Genomic DNA, 13355 nt, shown 5'->3' with positions numbered 1-13355 from the left:
CGCGCGCGGCCCCGCCGGCCGGGGGGCGCGCGCCCCGCCCCGGCCGCCCGCGCCCGCGCCCCCCGCGGCCCCCCCGGGCCCCCCCCCGCGCCGCCATTGAGGTGTTTGTGCGGGGGTTGCAGCAGCCTAATACGTGAATTTTTTGCGAATTTTTGAAGTAAGTGAAAAATTCACGCGATTGCCATTCAGGCATCGTGGACGGTGTTGGAGTGGTGATCTATCCTTTGATGTCGATGAATTTTTCACACAAAGGAGGCGGTATGCGGTTCAAGTTGCGCAATGTGCTGATCGTTCTCGTTCTATATGGCTACCTCGCAGCCATGCTCTTCGCGTTTGGCTTGGGTGCAGTTATCGCTGGTGCTTTATATGTGGCGGTGACGATAGTCGTATGTCGGGCAATGATCGCCTCGGCTGAGCGCAGACGAGATGCGAATTCCCTCGAATTCTCGAGGTCCGGAGCAGCTAACGCGCTTGGAGTCCAATACGGCACGTTCTTTCATACGTTCCAGTCCAAAGAACCCGTCCTTGAAAGTCTGAAATCGTCTTTCGGCAACGCATTGCGTGGCTGCCTTGGGTGTTCCGAACTGAAGTTCATTGCCTTGAAGGATATCGATCGGGATCTTCCGTCACCTGAAACTCGCACCTTCATGCTGGTTAATGGCAAGGAGTCAGCACGGGGAACCAAGTTTCACGTTCTTGCAAGCTTTACTAGGGAAGGCGCCATTCAAAGTCTTCAATGGTGGATTCTGGTTGGAGGCGCCCGCGATCCAAACAAGGTTCTGTGGCGTTACGCATTCGCACCATTTACTATTCCGTTCATGCTTCTACCCTATGCTCGAAGAGAGCACGATCCCCTTCCTGGGCTGCTGACGGTCTATCCTGGTTTTTTTAATGGAATTGACGTCATGACCCGGACTCGTGAACTCCAGTTCGTTGCCTTTGAAAATCTGATTGAAGTGCTTGATTCGTTTGGTATTGATACAAGTGACCTCAGGCAACAGCGCGCTAGTGTTCTAAATGTAAATGTAAGTGGCGGGCAAGCCTCTTTTGGGTCAATTGTCCAAGGAGCAATGAACAAAGTTACCGGAACAGCCAAAGCGGTGAACGCATGAACAAGTCATTCAACATCAACGTTTCCGGTGGAAACGTATCCCTCGGTTCGGCGGCACAAGGGGACCAGTCCTCAATAAGTGGAACCTCGACAATGCATGCGTCGAGCGAAACGGGCAGCCAAGAACTCTATAAGCTGCTAGAAGTTCTCGCACGGCGTTCAGAAGTTGGATTTGAAGCCCATGCAGCAGCCCAGTCACATGCGAAAGAATTAGTTCAAGCCATAAAGACACAGGATAAATCAAAGGTTTCATCTGCTCTTGAAGTTGTACAGAAAAATTTCTCGTGGGCGTATCCAGCACTGAAAGATTTTGTCAAGGTCGCATGGCCAGGAGTTTTGACGACAATCGGTGGTTTAATCGGATGAGCTGATTCAGCGAAGTTCTTGTCCAATACGATCTAAGCAGTTTCATTGAAACTACATTTCCGTTTAAGAAATTCAGGACCGTCTAAGTTGTTGATTTTAAATGGATTTTTTTGATGCGGCATGCATCGCCGTGCTGCTCGCCGCCGAAGACTGGCAAGCCATCCAGGAAACGCTCCACCTGCTGTCCGTTCCCGACATGCGCGAGTCCATCAAGGAAGCCATGACCGAACCCTTGGACGCCAGCGCCACGGAGCTTGACTGGTGAGCTGGCAGCTTGTCTTTTCCAGGCACGCGCAGAAGGATGCGCAGAAGCTGGCAGCGGCTGGACTCAAGGCAAAAGCACAGGCGCTTCTCGCCATCTTGGCGGTCGATCCGTTCCAGAACCCGCCCTGCTATGAAAAGCTGGTCGGCGACTTGGCCGGCGCCTATTCGCGGCGCATCAACATCCAGCGCCACCTCGTCTATGAAGTCTTCCCGAACGAAAAAACCGTTCGGGTGCTGCGCATGTGGTCCCACCACGAATAGGCAGCCCTTCCGGCAGTCACTGCGCATGGATGCCCACATTCGCAGGCGTGCCGCATTGACAAGCCACAAAATTAGCTCTAAATTCGTAGCCAATTCAAGGGCCTACCATGCAAACCATCCTCGCCGATCTCGCCGTCAGCATGTCCGAATTCAAGAAGAATCCGGCCGCTGTCCTGCGCGAAGCCAATAACCGCCCCGTCGCCGTTCTGAACCACAACAAGGCGGCGTTCTACATGATCGAGCCAGAGCTGTTCGAGGCGATGATGGAAGAGATCGCAGATCAGGATCTGTACCAGAAGGTGCAGGCCCGGATGGCGGACAAGGTCAACGCCATCGAAGTCGATCTCGACGCCCTCTGAAGTGCTCAAACATGACCCCCAGCATCACCCAAGCCGAAATCCTCGCCTTCGCCGTGCGGGAGCTGCGCGTGCTGCTGTCCGGGCACCTGGGCACCGGCTCCCCCGATGCCACTCCCGCCCGCGCCGTAGCTGGTAGGATTCCCACTCAGAATTCCTACTGGAGCCAGCATGCACGTCACCGACAAGGGACAAGTCACCATCCCGAAGCACATCCGCGTGGCGGCGGGTGTCGCCCCCGGAAGCGAGGTGTCGTTCAGTCTGGAGGGCAGCAGGATCGTGATCACGCCGGTGGGCACCGGGATCAAGGAAGACCGCCGCGCGAAGCTGCGTGCAGCGGCGGCCCGCGTTCAAGGCAGCCTGACGCCAGAGTTCCAGCAGCTCGGAGCCGATGAGATCATGGCCTTCCTCCGCGGCGAAGAGGTCGCTCCAGCGCCTGCCCACCGTGACCGGCGCTGATCTCGCGCGCTACGACGGCAGTGCCGGAACGCTCGTCGATACCAACATCTGGATCGACTGCATCGACGCGAACAGTCCGCAGCACGAGTGGGCCATCGAGCAGCTTCAGACGCTCAGCGAACGCTCGCCTCTGCATGTCAACCTGATTGTCTATACCGAGCTGCTGGTTCCCGGTCCCGATGTCGATGCCCTGGACGCGCTGCTGGATGTCTATGACACGCGGCGAACCCCTCTTCCATGGGCATGCGCAGCATTGACAGCCGCTGCATTCGCGCTGTACCGCAGCAGAGGGGGGTCGAAGCAGAAGCCAATACCCGACTTCTACATCGGCGCTCACGCCGCAGTCGCGAATCTGAGCGTACTCACCCGCGACCCCGCACCGTACAGAAGCTACTTTCCACGCCTGGTTGTCGTGGCCCCGTAAAGCTGGAGAAACCTCTGCCATGACCCTCACCACCTGGCTCCTGTACGTCGCAGCCGTTCTGGTCCTCACCGTCACGCCCGGCCCCAGCGTCCTGATGTGCGTGTCCACCGCCGTCAACCTCGGCACCCGCAAGGCACTGATCGCATCGCTGGGCAGCACGACGGCGATCGTGGGCATCATGGCCCTCTCTGCGCTGGGATTGGGCACGGCGCTGGCCGCGTCTGAAACGCTCTTCTCCGTGCTCAAGTGGCTGGGCGCGGGTTATCTCGCCTACCTCGGCATCACGTCACTCTGTTCGTCCGCTTCGGAGATCGCCGTCTCCGGCAGTGTCGAGTCGTCCACGAACGGGCGCCTGTTTGCGCAAGGCTTCCTGGTCGGCGCGAGCAACCCCAAGGCCCTGCTCTTCTTCGGTGCGCTGTTTCCGCAATTCATCGTCCCGAGCGCTCCGCAGGCGCCTCAATTCCTGGTGCTGGGCGTCACGTTCATTTTCTTCGAGCTGTCGTGGCTGACCCTCTACGCGCTCTCGGCATCCAGAGCCAAGCAGTGGCTCCAGCAGCCACGCAGAGCCAAGCAGTTCAACCGGGCAACCGGCGTCGTATTTCTCGTGGCCGCAGGCTTGCTGGCGAGCAGCAAGCGCGCCAGTGCCGCCTAGCGCGCGCTCACCGCGCCACGTAGCGCCCCGGCCGGTGGTTCATCGCCAGCACCAGATTCAGCGTCAACGCCCCGAGCACCGACAGCAGCACCTGCGGCAGCGGCACGACCAACAGCGCCGCGGCGAGGATGCCGCAGTCGATCGTCATCTGCACCTGGCCGGCGCGCCAGCCACGGCGCTCCTGCAGCAACACGGCCACCACGCCGATGCCACCAATGCTCGCCCGGTGGCGGAACAGGATCAGCATCCCCGTGCCGACCAGCAGCCCGCCGGCCACCGCGGCGAACAGCGGGTTCAGCGTCGAAAACGTGAGCACCTGCGGCAGCAGTTCCACCTCCGCCGCCATCAGCGCCACCGCGGCAAAAGTCTTCAGCGTGAACTCATGGCCCATGTGGCGCCACGCCAGCCAGTAGAACGGCAGGTTGATGAGGAACAGCGCCAGCCCGAAGTTGACGTGGCTGGCGTAGTGGATCAGGAAGGCGATGCCGGTGGTGCCGCCCGCGACCATCGACGCCTGCCGGAACATCGCCACGCCGAGCGCGACAAGGACCGTGCCGCTGAACAGCGCGATGGCGTCTTCCAGCAGCGAGTGGCGAGCGATGGTGTCGCCGAGATCGGTGGTCATGGGGCGGACGCTTGCAAGCGGTGTGCCGCCGCCTGGTCACACGCCCGCGCCATCGCCACATCCCGCGCCGACACGCCCTGCACGTCGTGGCTGGTCCACGCCACCTCGACGCGGTTGTACACGTTGGACCACTCGGGGTGGTGGTCGTGCCGCTCGGCCTGCAGCGCAATCTCGGCCATGAACCCGAAAGCCTCGGCAAAACTGGCGAACCGGAACCGCCGGGTGAGCGCGCTGCGGGTGGCATCGAAGGTCCACAGCGGGAGATCGGCCAGCGCGAGGCGCAGGGCGTCGGGATCGAGGCGGTCCTGGTGGCGCATGGTCACTCTCCTTGCAGCCGGTACTTGCGGATCTTGTCGTTCAGCGTGGTCTTGGGCACCCGCAGTTCCTTGGCCGTGCGGGCAATGTTGCCCTCCTGCCGACGCAGTTCCGCGGCGATCAGGCTGCGCTCGAAGCTGTCCACCGAGTCGGCCAGCGACAGGCCCTCTTCCGCTTCGCTGCTGGGCTCCGGCGCCGGTCCCGGCCCGAGGATGTCCTTGCGCACCCCCAGCACCAGGCAATCCGCCGCGTTGCGCAGCTCGCGCACGTTGCCGGGCCAGTGGTGGGCCATCAGGCGGTGCATCTGCTCGGTGGTGACCTGCGGCGGCGGGCGGTTGAAGCGGCTGGTGGCGAGCAGCATGAAATGCTCCAGCAGCACCGGAATGTCCTCGCGGCGCTCGCGCAGCGGCGGCAGCTCGATGGTGACGACATTGAGCCGGTAGTACAGGTCGGCGCGAAAGCCGCCCTGCTGAGACCGCTGCAGCAGATCGTCCTTGGTCGCGGCCACCACCCGCACATCCACCGGCAGCGGATGGTTCGACCCCAGCCGCTCGATCTCGCGCTCCTGCAGCACCCGCAGCAGCTTGATCTGCATGCCCATCGGCATGGTCTCCAGCTCGTCGAGGAAGAGCGTGCCACCGTTGGCGTATTCGATCTTGCCGATGCGCTTTTTCTGCGCCCCGGTGAAGGCGCCGGCCTCGTGGCCGAACAGCTCGCTGTCGAGCAGCGTGTCGGGCACACCGCCGCAGTTCAGCGCCACGTAGGTGCCGTCGCGCCGACCGGAGAAGTCGTGCAGCGCGCGGGCCACCACCTCCTTGCCGGTGCCGGTCTCGCCCTGGATCAGCACGTCCACGGGGCTGTCCGCCACCTCCATCACCAGCCGGCGCACGCGCTGGATCTGCGGCGAGCGGCCGATGAGCTTGCCCTCGATGCCGTCGCGCCGGGCCAGCACGCGGCGCAGCGTGGCGACTTCGAGCGTGAGGCTGCGCTTTTCCATCGCCCGGTGCACGATCTCGACCAGGATCTCAGGCGAAAACGGCTTGGGAATGAAGTCGTAGGCGCCGCTGCGCATGGCCTCGACCGCCAGCGTCACGTCGCCGTGGCCGGTGATCATGATGACCGGCAGGTCCGGGTCGATCGCATGGCAGTGGCGCACGAGCGAAAGGCCGTCCGCCTTCGGCAGGCGCATGTCGGTGACGACGATGCCGGCGTAGCCGGGCGTGATGAGCGGGATCGCGGCTTCGGCGGAATCGACCGCCTCGACCGACAGGCCGGCGAGCTGCAGCGCCTGGACGCAGCCGAGCTGCATGTGGAAATCGTCCTCGACGATGAGAACGGTGAGTGCGGAGGCGGACGCAGAGGCGGGATTCATGGTGCGGTAGGTTCTTCCAAGGTGGGCACGGCCGGCAGTCGCACGGTGAAACAGGCGCCGCCCTCGGGCCGATTGTCGGCCTCCAGGTCGCCGTGGAACTCGCGCACGATGTCGCGCGAGATCGCCAGCCCCAGGCCGAGGCCGACGCCGGCTTCCTTGGTGGTGAAGAAGGGTTCGAACAGGCGCTGGCGCACGTCCTCGGGCACGCCCGGGCCGCTGTCGGTGACGTCGATGCGCAGCGGCGGGGTGCAGGCCACGTCCGACACCGCGTCCAGCGTCAGCACCTTGACCTCGGTGTCGCGCATCGCGTCCATCGCGTTGCCGATCAGGTTGATGAGCACCTGCTCCAGCCGGTTCGGGTCGCACCAGGCGATGACACGGCCGGGCTCGCAGCGGTTGTGGACGGTGACGCCCTCCTTGCGCAGGCGCTGGTCATAGAGGAAGAGCGCGTTGCTGACCGCGTGCGCCACGTCGGTCGGCGCCGGCTGGGCCAGCGACTTGCGGGCGAAGCCCTTGAGCGGCTGGATGATGTTGCCCATCTGGTCGGCCAGCCGGGTGACGAACTGCAGGTTGCCCGACACCGCCTTCAGATCGCCCCGGCGCATGAATTCGAGCGCGTTGCCCGAGAGCGTGCGGATCGCGCCGAGCGGCTGGGTCAGCTCGTGGGTGATGCCGGTGGCGAGCTGGCCGAGCACGGCCATCTTGGCGGCGTGGATCAGCTCGTCCTGGGCGGCGCGCAGGGTCTGCTCGGCCTGCTCGCGCTCGGCGATCTCTCGGCGCAGGCGGGTGTTGGAGTCGGTCAGGGCGCGGGTGCGGCGGGCGACCTTGTGTTCGAGTTCGGTGTTGGCGCGCTCCAGCATCTGCCGCGACTCGATCTTCTGGCGGGCAATGCGCCGGCGCTGGTTCAGGAACAGCCCGAGCAGCAGCACGAAGCCCGCCGCCACCGCCGAGAGGATGCTGTTGAGCACAGCCTGGTTGCGCACATTGCGCAGGTCCGAAAAGATCAGCAGCCGCCAGTCCATGCCGTCGAGCGTGCGGCCCAGCACCAGCGTGCTGCTGCGCACCGGGCGGGCGGCATCGGTTTCGGGCGGCAGGCCGCCGGGCAACACGCCTTCGAGCACCTGGCTGTCCTCGTCGATCGAGAGTTTCACCGGCAGCGGGAAGCGCGGGATCACCATGTTGTTGTAGAGCCGGGTGATCTGCAGATCGACCCGCCGCTCCAGCGACAGCTCGCTCAGCGCGGTGTAACGCCACTCGGGACGCGACGACAGGATCACGACCTGGTTGGTGTCGGCCAGCAACGCGGGCGCGCCGAGCATGTCCCAGACCTCTTCCACCGGGTCGAGGCTGATCTTGATGGTGGCCACGCCGAGCACGCGGGCGCCGTCCCGGATCGGGTGCGAAACGAAATACCCCGGCTGCTTGCTCTTGGCGCCAATGGCAAAGTGGCGGCCGACCTGGCCGGACAAGGCTTCGAGGAAGTACGGGCGGTAGGACAAGTCCTCGCCGAGCTGGCTGTCGTCGCCGAGTTCGCTGTTGCTGGAGGCAACCACGACGCCGCGTTCGTCCATGACGAACACCGCCAGACTGCCCAGGTGGGCGTTCAGGCGGCGCAGGTAGTCGTTGACGCGGCTGACGCGCAGCGCGTGGCTGGGCTCCAGCAGCAGCGCCTGCACGTCCTGGTTGAGCTGGATGGTCGCGGGCACCTGTTCGAGCCGCTTGACCATGCCCTCGACGGCGGAGGCGAACAGGTCCAGCCGGTGGTTCGATTCCTCGCGCAGCGCCAGCGTGCCGTGGCGCTCGCTGATGCGGAAACCGCTCCAGCCCGCCAACCCGACGGCCAGCGCCGCCAGCACGACACCGAGCAGCTTGCGCAGCGGCGGCCAGATCGGGCGCTGCGGCCCGAAGATCCGGGACGGTTCCGTGTCAGTGCCCCAGGATCTTCGACAGGAATTCCTTGGCGCGCGGCGAGCGGGCGTCCGGGTCGCCGAAGAAGGCGTCCTTCTTGCAGTCTTCGATGATCTTGCCCTGGTCCATGAAGATGACGCGGTGGCTCACCTTCTTGGCAAACCCCATCTCGTGCGTGACGACCATCATCGTCATGCCCTCGTTCGCCAGCTTGACCATCACGTCCAGCACCTCGCCCACCATCTCGGGGTCCAGCGCCGAGGTTGGCTCGTCGAACAGCATCACGATCGGGTCCATCGACAGCGCGCGCGCAATCGCCACCCGCTGCTGCTGGCCGCCGGAGAGCTGGCCGGGGAACTTGTCCTTGTGCGCCATCAGGCCGACGCGGTCGAGCATCTTCAGGCCGCGTGTCTTCGCCTCGTCCTGCGAGCGGCCGAGCACCTTGATCTGCGCCAGCGTCAGGTTTTCGGTGACGGAGAGGTGCGGGAACAGCTCGAAGTGCTGGAACACCATGCCGACGCGGCTGCGCAGCTTGGGCAGGTCGGTCTTCGGATCGGCGATGGAGATGCCGTCCACGACGATGTCGCCCTTCTGGAACGGCTCCAGCGCGTTGACCGTCTTGATCAGCGTGGACTTGCCCGAGCCGGACGGGCCGCAGACGACGACGACTTCGCCCTTCTTGATCGTGGTGGTGCAGTCGGTGAGCACCTGGAAGCTGCCGTACCACTTGGAGATGTTCTGGATGTCGATCACAGCAATGTTCCTCAGTGAATCTCGTGAAACTCAGCGAATGATGGCGATCTTCTTCTGCAGACGCTTGACCAGCATCGACAGCGAGAAGCAGATCACGAAGTACACGACGGTCGCGACCAGATAGGTTTCCACCGGGCGGTTGAAGTTCTTGCCGGCGATCTCGAAGCCCTTGAGCAGGTCATAGGCGCCGATCGCGTAGACCAGCGAGGTGTCCTGGAACAGGATCACCGTCTGCGTCAGCAGCACCGGCAGCATGTTGCGGAAGGCCTGCGGCAGCACGATCAGCTGCATGGTCTGGCGGTAGGTCATGCCCACCGCGTAGCCGGCGTGGACCTGGCCACGCGAAATCGACTGGATCCCGGCGCGCATGATCTCGGCGTAATACGCGGCCTCGAACAGCGTGAAGGTGATCACCGCCGACAGCTCCGCGCCCATCGGCCGCCCGATCAACAGCGGAATCAGCAGAAAGAACCACAGGATCACCATCACCAGCGGGATGCTGCGCATCACGTTGACGTAGGCAGCGGCGGGCATCTCCAGCGACTTGCGGCCCGAGAGACGCATCAGCGCCAGCAAGGTGCCCAGCACGATGCCGCCGATCATCGCCACCAGCGTGAGCTGCACCGAGAACCACAGGCCCTTGCTGACGTAGCTCGCCAGCACATCGACCGTGAGGAAGGAAAAATCGAGTTGGAGTCCGGAGGAGGCCATGGGATTCACTTGCCTCCGCCGACGGTGCCGGGAATGCGCACACGGTGTTCGATGACCCGCGCGACCTGGTAGACGAGGATCGAGGTGAGGAAGTACAGGCCCGTCACGGCGAGGTAGACCTCGATGCCGCGGGAGGTTTCTTCCTGCGCCTGGCGGGCGAACATGGTGAGTTCGGCCACCGAGACCGAAAACGCCACCGATGAGTTCTTGACGATGCCCATGCTTTCGCTGGTCAGCGGCGGCACGACGATGCGGAACGCCATCGGCAGCAGCACGTAACGGTAGGTCTGCGGCAAGGTCAGGCCCATCGCGAGACCGGCGTAGCGCTGGCCTTTCGGCAGGCTCTGGATGCCAGCCTTGATCTGCTCGGAGATCCGCGCCGAGGTGAAGAAACCCAGCGCGACCACCACCAGCAGGAAGCTCGGCACCTGCTTGAGCGGCGGCACCAGCTCAGGGATCACGAAGTACCAGAGGAAGACCTGGACCAGCACCGGGATGTTGCGGAACAGCTCCGTCCACGCGTCGCCGATGAAGACCAGCGCGCGGCTCGGCGTGGTGCGCAAGATGCCCATGAGCACCCCGAACCCCAGCGCCACGATCAGCGCCAGCGCCGACACCGACGCCGTCCAGCCCCAGGCCGACAGCAGCCAGTCGAGGTAGGTGATGTCGCCGCCCTCGCCGAAGCAGCGCGGCACCAGCTCGCCATCGACCGTGTTCTTGCAGAAAACCTGCCAGTCCCAGCTAGTCACAGGTCGGCTCCTTACTTCTTGGCGTAGTCTTCAGCGGGCTTGTCGTTGGGATTGGCCCAGGCCGCCTTGGTGTTGTCGTTGACGGTCATGCCCACCTTGGAATTGGTCGGCGGGATCGGCTGCATGAACCACTTGTCCCACACCTTGGCGATCTCACCGGACTTCATCATCGCCTTCAGGCTGTTGTCCACGGCGGTCTTGAAGGCCGGTTCGTCCTTGGGCAGCATGATGGCGATCGGCTCGGTCGAGAGCACCTCGCCGACGATCTTGAAGTCGGCCGGGGCCTTGGACTTGGCGATGTTGCCGGCCAGGATGGCACCGTCCATCACGAAGGCGTCGGCGCGGCCGGAGTCGAGCAGCAGGAAGCTGTCGGCGTGGTCCTTGCCGAAGACTTCCTTGAAATCGACGCCGGTGGCCTTCTCGTGCTTGCGCAGCAGTTGCACCGAGGTGGTGCCGGTGGTGGTGGCCACGTTCTTGCCGTTGAGCTGGCCGATCGCGGTGATGCCCGAGTTCGCCTTGACGGCGATGCGCACTTCCTCGACGAAGGTGGTGACGGCGAAAGCCACCTGCTTCTGGCGGGCGGCGTTGTTGGTGGTGGAGCCGCACTCGATGTCCACGGTGCCGTTTTCCATCAGAGGGATGCGGTTCTGCGACGTGACCGGCTGGTACTTGACGGCGAGCTTGGTGCCCAGCGACTTTTCCAGGTCGGCGATCACGCGCTCGCACAGTTCGATGTGGTAGCCGACGAACTTGTTGTCGCCCAGCGTGTACGACAGTGCGCCGGAGGACTCGCGCACACCCATCGTGATGGAGCCGCTGTCCTTGATCTTCTTGAGCGTGTCAGCGTGTGCCGTACCGAAGGCCAGCAGCGCAGCGACGACCAGCAGAGACTTCTTCATGAGACTTCCTTTTCAAGCAACGAATGCAGTGGGTGGATAGACAGCAGATAAGCCCTTGGGGCCGACGTGTTCAGCCCAGGGGCCGATCATTGGGTTTCTTGTACAACTCCAGCAGCGCCGGGGACGGCGGCCAGTTCAGGTTCAGCCCCTTGGGCGGAATGGGCCCCTGGAACCACCGGGTGTAGATCTTCAACGCTTCGCCCGAACGCATCAGCTCGGTCAGTCCGCGGTCGATCACCGCCTTGAAGGCCGGATCGCCGCGCCGCATCATGCAGGCATAGGCCTCGGTGGACATCGGGGTTCCCACCACCACCCAGTCGTCCGGGCGCACCGCCTTGGCCCGTTCGCCGTAGAGCAGCGCGTCGTCCATCATGAATGCCTCGGCCCGGCTGGACTCCAGCGCCAGGAAGGCGTCCCCGTGGTCACGGGCCGGCAGCGTCGTGATGCGCAGGCTGTTGCGTTCGGTGTAGGTGCGCAGCAGCCGCTCGGAGGTGGTGCCAGCGGTGACCACGACGGTCTTGCCGGCCAGATCCGGAAAGTCCTGGATGCCGGAGCCGCGGCGTGTCATCAGCCGCGTGCCGGCGAGGAAGAAACTGGTGGAAAAACCGACCTGCCGCGCCCGCTCGGCGTTGTGGGTGGTGGAGCCGCACTCCAGATCAACCGTGCCGTTGCGCACCAGCGGGATGCGGTTCTGCGCCGTCACGGGGATCAGCTTGATGGTCAGCGCGGGCAGCTTCAGCTCGGCCTTGATGTTGTCCAGCAGGCGCAGCATCAGCTCGTGCGAATAGCCCACCACCTGCTTGCGCTGGTCGTAGTAGGAAAACGGCACCGACGACTCGCGGTGCCCGAGGTTGATCGTGCCGGTCTCGGCGATCTTGCGCAGGGTGTCGGCTTCCTGCGCGAGCGCAGCGCCGCTTGCCAGACCAGCACCCGCCAGAAGCGCCACCCGCGCAGAGCGCACAAGGTGGCCCTGGAGCGGGCGAATCAGGTCAAGGACGGCAGCCATGCCCGGTCAGATTGCACGGGGCGTGCCAGCTTTCGCCGGTACCACTCCAGCGGCCAGCCAGCGCCAAGTGCTTGATTTGAAACGTTGCGCTGCGGACGCGGCCCGGTGCGGGACCGGCTATCCGTCAGCGCACCACACTGGGGGTCGGATTTCCGTCAGACCAGAGCAGGCACTCAGAACAGGCGCCCGACATTGAACAGCGTCAGCACACCCAGCACCGCGAAGACGCCCGCCGCGATGGCGTGGACCAGTTGCATCGGAATCGCGCGGGCGGCGCGGTCGCCGAGCAGCACGGCCGGCACGTTCGCCAGCATCATCCCGAAGGTCGTGCCGGCGACGACCTGGAACAGCTCGGTGTAACGCGCCGCGAGGGCCACGGTGGCGATCTGCGTCTTGTCGCCCATCTCGGCCAGGAAAAACGCGATCACGGTGGTACCGAAGACGCCAAAACGCTGCGTGCCACCTTCCGCGTCGTCGATCTCGTCGGGCACCAGCATCCACGCGGCCATTGCCAGAAAGGATATGCCGATCACCCAGCGCAGCAAGTCCGGGCCGAGAAAGCGCGCCACTGTCCCGCCGACCCAACCGGCCAGCGCATGGTTGAGCACGGTAGCGACAAAGATGCCGAGGATGATCGGCACTGGCCGGCGAAAGCGCGCAGCCAGCAGCAGGGCAAGCAGCTGGGTCTTGTCGCCGATTTCGCCGAGGGCGACGACACCAGTTGAAATGAGAAAGGGTTCCATCCGCGCATTTTAGGAACCCAGGCGGTCAGACCTCGGCGGTCAGATCCTTCAGTGCCGCGTCCGCGCCGTTGCGGGTGACGGACTGGACGCCGTTTTCCATCGCCGCGGCCGACGAGTACATCTCGCTCTGGCCGATGATCTGGCCATTGCCGGCCGTCAGCACGAAGTACGGCTCGCCGGCCTTGGAGGTGCGGCGGTCGAAGCGTGCATCGAGCTGGCTGTTGGTGCGCACCGATTCGATGCCGTTCAGCGCCGACGCCTTGCTGGCGTAGGACTGGCTGGTGAGGATGATCTGGTGATTGCCCGCCTTGAGCGAAAAGCGGAACTGGTCCTGGCCTGAGGCCTTGAGTTCGAACGTACCTGCCATGGTGGTGACTCCTG

Annotated in this window: 19 protein-coding genes; 8 read left to right on the top strand and 11 right to left on the bottom strand. The window is 64.0% G+C overall.

What is annotated here, in order from left to right; translation table 11 throughout:
• Positions 1-161 precede the first annotated feature (161 nt).
• The 8 genes from RMP06_RS16285 to RMP06_RS16250 all read left to right on the top strand — a co-directional run bounded on the left by RMP06_RS16285 (position 162) and on the right by RMP06_RS16250 (position 3893).
• Positions 162-1112 carry a hypothetical protein gene (locus tag RMP06_RS16285; protein ID WP_310462845.1) on the top strand — a complete coding sequence of 317 codons (951 nt, stop codon included), beginning with the start codon at positions 162-164 and terminating at the stop codon, positions 1110-1112.
• Positions 1109-1477: a hypothetical protein gene (locus RMP06_RS16280; RefSeq protein WP_310462844.1), complete on the top strand. Its 369-nt coding sequence runs from the start codon at positions 1109-1111 to the stop codon at positions 1475-1477. The genes RMP06_RS16285 and RMP06_RS16280 overlap by 4 nt, the downstream gene beginning before the upstream one ends.
• Before the next feature lie 100 nt (positions 1478-1577).
• The gene (locus RMP06_RS16275) at positions 1578-1742 is read left to right on the top strand and encodes a type II toxin-antitoxin system Phd/YefM family antitoxin (protein WP_310462843.1); all 165 of its coding nucleotides are present in this window, start codon (positions 1578-1580) and stop codon (positions 1740-1742) included.
• Complete coding sequence (locus tag RMP06_RS16270; protein WP_310462842.1) at positions 1739-2002, top strand: Txe/YoeB family addiction module toxin; 264 nt, start codon at positions 1739-1741, stop codon at positions 2000-2002. Before RMP06_RS16275 ends, RMP06_RS16270 begins: the two co-directional genes overlap by 4 nt.
• 107 nt (positions 2003-2109) lie before the next feature.
• On the top strand, positions 2110-2361 hold the full coding sequence (locus tag RMP06_RS16265; RefSeq protein ID WP_310462841.1) for a type II toxin-antitoxin system Phd/YefM family antitoxin: 252 nt from the start codon (positions 2110-2112) through the stop codon (positions 2359-2361).
• Between the two features lie 168 nt (positions 2362-2529).
• Entirely contained in the window at positions 2530-2817 is a 288-nt protein-coding gene (locus RMP06_RS16260; RefSeq protein ID WP_310462840.1) for an AbrB/MazE/SpoVT family DNA-binding domain-containing protein, read from the top strand.
• Positions 2804-3241 (top strand): type II toxin-antitoxin system VapC family toxin, encoded by a 438-nt coding sequence (locus RMP06_RS16255; protein ID WP_310462839.1) that lies wholly within the window; start codon positions 2804-2806, stop codon positions 3239-3241. The genes RMP06_RS16260 and RMP06_RS16255 overlap by 14 nt, the downstream gene beginning before the upstream one ends.
• Positions 3242-3260: 19 nt before the next feature.
• Entirely contained in the window at positions 3261-3893 is a 633-nt protein-coding gene (locus tag RMP06_RS16250) for a LysE family translocator (protein WP_310462838.1), read from the top strand.
• Between the two features lie 7 nt (positions 3894-3900).
• Here the strand turns inward: RMP06_RS16250 and RMP06_RS16245 are convergent, their stop codons facing one another.
• The 11 genes from RMP06_RS16245 to RMP06_RS16195 form a co-directional block, all read right to left on the bottom strand.
• Positions 3901-4518, bottom strand: a complete 618-nt coding sequence (locus RMP06_RS16245) for a YitT family protein (protein ID WP_310462837.1) — start codon at positions 4516-4518, stop codon at positions 3901-3903.
• On the bottom strand, positions 4515-4835 hold the full coding sequence (locus RMP06_RS16240; protein WP_310462836.1) for a 4a-hydroxytetrahydrobiopterin dehydratase: 321 nt from the start codon (positions 4833-4835) through the stop codon (positions 4515-4517). The genes RMP06_RS16245 and RMP06_RS16240 overlap by 4 nt, the downstream gene beginning before the upstream one ends.
• Before the next feature lie 2 nt (positions 4836-4837).
• Positions 4838-6205 carry a sigma-54-dependent transcriptional regulator gene (locus RMP06_RS16235; RefSeq protein WP_310462835.1) on the bottom strand — a complete coding sequence of 456 codons (1368 nt, stop codon included), beginning with the start codon at positions 6203-6205 and terminating at the stop codon, positions 4838-4840.
• A complete protein-coding gene (locus RMP06_RS16230) occupies positions 6202-8061 on the bottom strand; it encodes an ATP-binding protein (protein WP_310462834.1) in 1860 nt (619 codons plus the stop codon). Before RMP06_RS16230 ends, RMP06_RS16235 begins: the two co-directional genes overlap by 4 nt.
• Positions 8062-8131: 70 nt before the next feature.
• Positions 8132-8866 (bottom strand): amino acid ABC transporter ATP-binding protein, encoded by a 735-nt coding sequence (locus tag RMP06_RS16225; protein WP_310462833.1) that lies wholly within the window; start codon positions 8864-8866, stop codon positions 8132-8134.
• Between the two features lie 30 nt (positions 8867-8896).
• The gene (locus RMP06_RS16220; RefSeq protein WP_310462832.1) at positions 8897-9577 is read right to left on the bottom strand and encodes an amino acid ABC transporter permease; all 681 of its coding nucleotides are present in this window, start codon (positions 9575-9577) and stop codon (positions 8897-8899) included.
• A gap of 5 nt (positions 9578-9582) precedes the next feature.
• Positions 9583-10326 (bottom strand): amino acid ABC transporter permease, encoded by a 744-nt coding sequence (locus RMP06_RS16215; protein WP_310462831.1) that lies wholly within the window; start codon positions 10324-10326, stop codon positions 9583-9585.
• An 11-nt stretch (positions 10327-10337) separates the two neighbouring features.
• Positions 10338-11225 carry an amino acid ABC transporter substrate-binding protein gene (locus RMP06_RS16210; RefSeq protein ID WP_310462830.1) on the bottom strand — a complete coding sequence of 296 codons (888 nt, stop codon included), beginning with the start codon at positions 11223-11225 and terminating at the stop codon, positions 10338-10340.
• Positions 11226-11295: 70 nt separating this feature from the next.
• Positions 11296-12186 (bottom strand): transporter substrate-binding domain-containing protein, encoded by an 891-nt coding sequence (locus RMP06_RS16205; RefSeq protein WP_409050186.1) that lies wholly within the window; start codon positions 12184-12186, stop codon positions 11296-11298.
• A gap of 218 nt (positions 12187-12404) precedes the next feature.
• Positions 12405-12974, bottom strand: a complete 570-nt coding sequence (locus RMP06_RS16200) for a TMEM165/GDT1 family protein (RefSeq protein ID WP_310462828.1) — start codon at positions 12972-12974, stop codon at positions 12405-12407.
• Between the two features lie 25 nt (positions 12975-12999).
• Positions 13000-13341, bottom strand: a complete 342-nt coding sequence (locus RMP06_RS16195; protein ID WP_310462827.1) for a YegP family protein — start codon at positions 13339-13341, stop codon at positions 13000-13002.
• Positions 13342-13355 lie beyond the last annotated feature (14 nt).

The sequence above is a fragment of the Sphaerotilus sp. genome, assembly GCF_031429695.1.
GTDB lineage: Bacteria > Pseudomonadota > Gammaproteobacteria > Burkholderiales > Burkholderiaceae_C > Sphaerotilus.
This window is presented reverse-complemented; position numbering and strand designations above follow the sequence as displayed.